General features: G+C 65.5%; 1 protein-coding gene. It reads right to left on the bottom strand.

Annotated elements, in window-relative coordinates:
• Nucleotides 1–35: 35 nt before the first annotated feature.
• Nucleotides 36–513, bottom strand: a 478-nt coding sequence (locus tag NS283_RS18205; RefSeq protein ID WP_153003430.1) for an ABC transporter substrate-binding protein, incomplete at its 5' end; no start/stop codon positions are given.

Raw genomic sequence — 513 nt, 5'->3', positions numbered from 1 at the left:
TAGTCTCGTGGGCTCGTCGTGGCGCGCGGGGCCGCTCAGGAACAGCTGCGCGGCGTGATCTTCTTGTCCGTCGCGTACTTGGCCGCCAGTTCCTTGACCAGCGGATCGACCAGCGACTTGTCGGCCTGGTACCAGTCGGAGGTGATGTTCCACTTGCCACCGTCCCACTGCACGATGCGCGCCCAGTCGGTGCCCATGTGGTTGGCGCAGGAGGTCTTGACCGGCCGCATGATCTCGCCGAAGCCCAGGGCCTTGAGCTTGTCGGCCGTGAGGTCCAGGTTCTCGAATCCCCACTTGACCTGCTCGGGCGTCATCACCTTGCCCTTGCCGAACTTCTCCTGCGCGGCGCGGATGGCCTCCACCTGCAGCATCGAGATCATCATGCCGCGGGTGTGGGCCAGCGTGCCGATCTCGCCGGCGCCCGAGGCCGTGCCGTCGTTCTTGTCGTAGACGAACTTCTTCAGGTCGTCGTGCACCTTGTCGCGCGCGGCGCTGTTGTGGATGGTGATGGCG

It is taken from the genome of Microbacterium testaceum, from assembly GCF_001476285.1.
In the GTDB taxonomy this organism is placed as follows: Bacteria; Actinomycetota; Actinomycetes; order Actinomycetales; family Microbacteriaceae; genus Microbacterium; species Microbacterium testaceum_B.
Note: the sequence above shows the minus strand (reverse complement) of the source record. Positions and strands in the feature narration are given on the sequence as shown.